Below are 4,613 nucleotides of genomic sequence, written 5' to 3' on the forward strand. Positions count from 1 at the left end.
CCGCTGGATAGCGTTCTGCATATTCCCCACCATCGCCTGAATATCATGTACCGAATCACGGGTACGACCCGCTAGCGCCCGCACCTCATCAGCAACCACCGCGAAGCCTCGTCCCTGCTGCCCTGCCCGGGCAGCTTCTATCGCCGCATTCAACGCCAGCAGATTGGTTTTTTCCGCAATATCCTGGATCGTGGTAAGAATCATCACAATCTGATTGCCAAACGCAGACATCTCCTGACTGACCCCCATCGCCTGATCGATACCCTGGGCCTGACGTTCAATACTGATAACGGTTTCCTGCATCTGCTCACTGACATCGTGGCTCAGGTTTTCAAACTCATGTACCGCCTGTAGTGTCGTTTTACTGTGTCCTGCCACCTCAGTAACACTGTGCTCCATCTCAACGGCGGCCGAAGATGTCTGTTCCAGCTGCATGCTTTGCAGATTCATCGACTGAGTTGTCTGCTGACTGATAGTGGCATTATTGTTCGCAACCATCGATAGCCGCTCAGCACCCTCAGCAATCTGCTGTAATATGGCTTTCAAGCCTGCAACCACTTCATTGAGATAGCCACTCAGATCACCAAATTCATCCTGCCGGCTGACATCAAAGACCACCGTCAGGTCACCGCCACGCACCGCGCTCAACCGCTCGCGAATATGCGCCAGTGGCACCCGAATGGTTTGCACCAACAAATAAGCAACAATCAGGGCAAAGATTACCGCACCTATCGACAGTGCAACGATCCACAAGCGTCCGACATACACTTCCCGATCAGCCTGATCCTGAGCCAGATTGAGTATCTGATTGTTTTTCGTAATAAAGTCTTCAACCGCAGAGCGGGTCTCAGCAATCAGTTTATAAGTCTGTTCCAGCCGGGCAGCCTGAGCTTCTTCAGCGGCATTCATGATCCGCAGGTAAGCGACCAGCCCCTCTTCACCATAAAACTGCTGTTCAAACACATTAATATCATCCAGCGATGAGCGGAACGGGCCACCCAGACGGATAATATCTTCATAGCCGTTGCGAATATCACCCTTTCGGGTTGCCAGCACTTTATCCAGCCGGGCCATCGTTTTTGTGCGGGTGAAATTCATCAGACGGGAACGAAAGATACCGAGGGTTTTGGCTAAATCCTTCCCGGCCTTGGCAATAGGAGTGCCACTGTGATCAACCTGCAGTTTACTCAGCGAGGTTGACAGTGAGTTATCCACATTACGTAGTTTGATATCCGCATCGATAATATGGCGTTCATTATCAAGTATGTTTTTCTGTTCCGCTAACACCGTATCCGCCAGCAAAAAATACTGATCAACCAGCACAGCCACCTGATTCAGCGACTCACTGAGCACCGGGTCATCGGCGACCCGGGCCGCCAACAGCCGCTGTTCGGTCTGGAAGGTATCAAGCTGCTGCTTAAATGTTTCACGCTGCAGGTTAAGCTCCCGCACCCGCTTCTGCGACAATGCGGCAAACAGCTCATTGTTCGCTTCTTCCAGGCGTACCAGTTGGCGTAAACCTTCGGTCAGCGAGGGCACTACATTCTGGGTAACATTCTCAAACTTCTGCGAGATCAGCTGGATCGCGCCTACACCTCCAGCCCCCACAACGATGATAAAGACGACCATCAGGACAAAGCCAACAGTCATTTTATGGGTGATATTCAGTCTCATGTAAACTCCGACAGCCCGTTAATATTCCATTATTTATTATTTGCCTGTTAACTTGTTAACTCGTGAAAATATAGTTCAGGGTCAACCCTATATCCGACAAATCTACCTTGTTATACAACTAAAGGCCTATCGCTATATCCCACGCTGGGTAATAAAACTACAAAAAAACCCGCCAGGGCTCACCTTAGCGGGTTCGACAATGCGCTATTTTCTATTAGCTACGTAGTGACAGCATCTGTTCAGCCCGGTCGCAGGCCTGACGCACCTGGTTTGGCGCGGTGCCCCCGATATGATCACGGGCACTGACAGAGCCGTCCAGGGTCAGCACTTCAAAGACATCATCGCTGATCTGATCGGAGAACTGCTGCAGCTCTTCCAGACTCATCTCCCCCAGATCCTTGCTCTGTTGAATCCCGTAGGCAACCGCTTTGCCGACAATCTCATGAGCATCACGGAACGGAATCCCCTTGCGGACCACATAGTCGGCCAGATCGGTGGCTGTCGAGAAGCCACGTAGCGCCGCTTCACGCATATTATCGCGTTTCGCTTCAATCGCTGGCACCATATCAGCAAAGGCACGCAAACAGCCTTTAATGGTATCAATCGCATCAAACAGCGGCTCTTTGTCTTCCTGATTATCTTTGTTGTAAGCCAGCGGCTGTGACTTCATCAGCGTCAACAGTGACATCAGATGACCATAAACACGACCACTCTTACCGCGCACCAGCTCCGGTACGTCGGGATTTTTCTTCTGCGGCATGATAGAAGAACCGGTGCAGAAGCGATCTGGCAGGTTGATAAAGTTAAACTGCGCCGAGGCCCACATCACCAGCTCTTCAGAGTAGCGGGTCATATGCATCATCATAATGCTCGAGGCGGCACAAAACTCAATGGCAAAGTCACGATCAGAGACTGAGTCCAGGGAGTTTTCTGTCGGTGCCGTAAAGCCCAGCAGCTCAGTGGTCATATGACGGTCAATCGGATAGGTGGTTCCGGCCAGCGCCGCAGCGCCCAGCGGCAGAATATTGACCCGCTTACGGCAATCAACAAAACGCTCATAATCACGGCTGAGCATCTCAAACCAGGCCATCAGGTGATGACCAAAGGTCACCGGCTGCGCGGTTTGCAGATGGGTGAAGCCTGGCATCACCGTATCGGCTTCAAGACGGGCCAGACCCACAATACCCTGTTGCAGACGGGTGATTTCCAGCAGCACATTATCGATCTCATCGCGCACATAGAGACGGATATCCGTGGCAACCTGATCGTTACGGGAGCGGCCGGTATGCAGTTTCTTACCAGTGATGCCGATCTTTTTGGTCAGCGCCGCTTCGATGTTCATATGCACATCTTCCAGCTCGATCGACCATTCAAAATTACCGCTTTCGATATCGGACTGAATTTCACTCAGGCCCTGGAGAATATCGGCACACTCAGCTTCGGTCAGTACGCCCACCTTGGTAAGCATCTTCGCATGAGCAACAGAGCCGCGGATATCCTGCTCATACATCCGCTGATCAAACTGCACAGATGCTGTAAAACGGGCAACAAAAGCATCCGTTGGCTCATTAAAACGGCCACCCCATTGCTGGTTGGTTTTTTCTTCACTCATGCTGGAAACCTCAAATCTGTCATCCGCGCCGACGGCAAGCGGATCTTGTCCTGAATCAATGGCGGGCATTATACAGCAACCGACCCCCTTACCGCATGTCTGATCAGCTGTTACCCGCCTGCTTATCTGTTAAAATCGGTAATTATTTTGCGTAGCTGACCGGGCAACCGCCCTCCAGGACTCTGTATGACTGATAAAGTAATCCGTATTGCCACCCGTCAAAGCCCCCTCGCCCTGTGGCAGGCGGAGTATGTGAAAGCCGAGTTGGAAAAGTTTCATCCCGGCATCAAAGTGGAGCTGATGGGTTTTACTACCAAAGGCGACGTATTGCTGGACTCGCCGCTGTCAAAAATTGGCGGCAAGGGACTTTTCGTTAAAGAACTGGAAGTCGCAATGCTGGCCAATGAAGCCGATATCGCCGTGCACTCGATGAAAGATGTGCCGATGGAGTTTCCCGAAGGCCTCGGTCTGGCGGTGATCTGTCCACGGGAAAAACCCACCGACGCCTTTGTCTCTAACAACTATAAGTCACTGGATGAACTGCCCCAGGGCGCGGTCGTTGGCACCTCATCGCTGCGCCGTGAAGCGCAGCTGAAAGCAAAGCGTCCCGATCTGCAGATCAAAACCCTGCGCGGCAACGTCAACACCCGGTTGCGCAAGCTGGACGAAGGCGAGTACGACGCCATTATTCTGGCAACAGCAGGACTGATCCGTCTGGAGATGGCCGACCGGATCGCCAGCGAGATCACCCCGGAAGAGAGTCTGCCCGCCGGCGGACAGGGTGCTGTGGGCATCGAGTGTCGCAACGATGATGCAGCCACCATCGCCCTGCTAAAACCGCTGCATGATCAGCAAACCGCTTATCGCGTCACCGCCGAGCGCGCCATGAACCGCCGTTTAGAAGGCGGTTGTCAGGTGCCTATCGCCTGCTATGCCACCCTCAATGAGGCCGGTGATGAACTCTACCTGCGCGGTCTTGTCGCCAGCACCGATGGCACTCAGATTCTGCGGGATGAGTTGCGCAACACACCCGATAATGCCGAAGCGATGGGCATTGAACTGGCAGAGCGCCTGCTGGCTGCCGGTGCCGAAAAAATTCTGGCGGATGTCTATCAACAGAATGCCTAACCCCCGGATACTGGTCACCCGTCCTGCACATCAGGCCCCCGGCCAGGCAGCGTTGCTTGCCAGCCTGGGGGTCGACCCGGTGCTGTTGCCGCTGCTGGAGATTACTCCCGTTAGTGAATCCGACCCGGCTTTTCCCCTTCTGAAAAGCCGGATTATGGATTTGGATCTTTACCACTACGTGATTTTCATCAGTGCCAAT

The 4,613-nt window shown here is 53.0% G+C and carries 4 protein-coding genes; 2 read left to right on the forward strand and 2 right to left on the reverse strand.

Features of this window, described 5'->3' with window-relative positions; translation table 11 throughout:
• Together ACQY8X_RS20555 and argH are read right to left on the reverse strand one after the other, a co-directional pair.
• Nucleotides 1–1,674: methyl-accepting chemotaxis protein (locus ACQY8X_RS20555; RefSeq protein WP_428037000.1), on the reverse strand; the 1,674-nt coding region annotated here is incomplete at its 3' end.
• A 214-nt stretch (nucleotides 1,675–1,888) separates the two neighbouring features.
• Nucleotides 1,889–3,286, reverse strand: coding sequence for an argininosuccinate lyase (argH, locus tag ACQY8X_RS20560; protein WP_428037001.1), 1,398 nt, complete (start codon nucleotides 3,284–3,286; stop codon nucleotides 1,889–1,891).
• Between the two features lie 186 nt (nucleotides 3,287–3,472).
• On the opposite strand from argH, the gene hemC reads away from it, so the two are divergent.
• Nucleotides 3,473–4,414, forward strand: a complete 942-nt coding sequence (hemC, locus tag ACQY8X_RS20565) for a hydroxymethylbilane synthase (protein ID WP_428037002.1) — start codon at nucleotides 3,473–3,475, stop codon at nucleotides 4,412–4,414.
• On the forward strand, nucleotides 4,392–4,613 hold a 222-nt coding region (locus tag ACQY8X_RS20570), incomplete at its 3' end, for a uroporphyrinogen-III synthase (protein WP_428037003.1). The genes hemC and ACQY8X_RS20570, both read left to right, overlap by 23 nt.

The sequence above is a fragment of the Amphritea sp. genome (assembly GCF_050300915.1).
Classification (GTDB): domain Bacteria; phylum Pseudomonadota; class Gammaproteobacteria; order Pseudomonadales; family Balneatricaceae; genus Amphritea.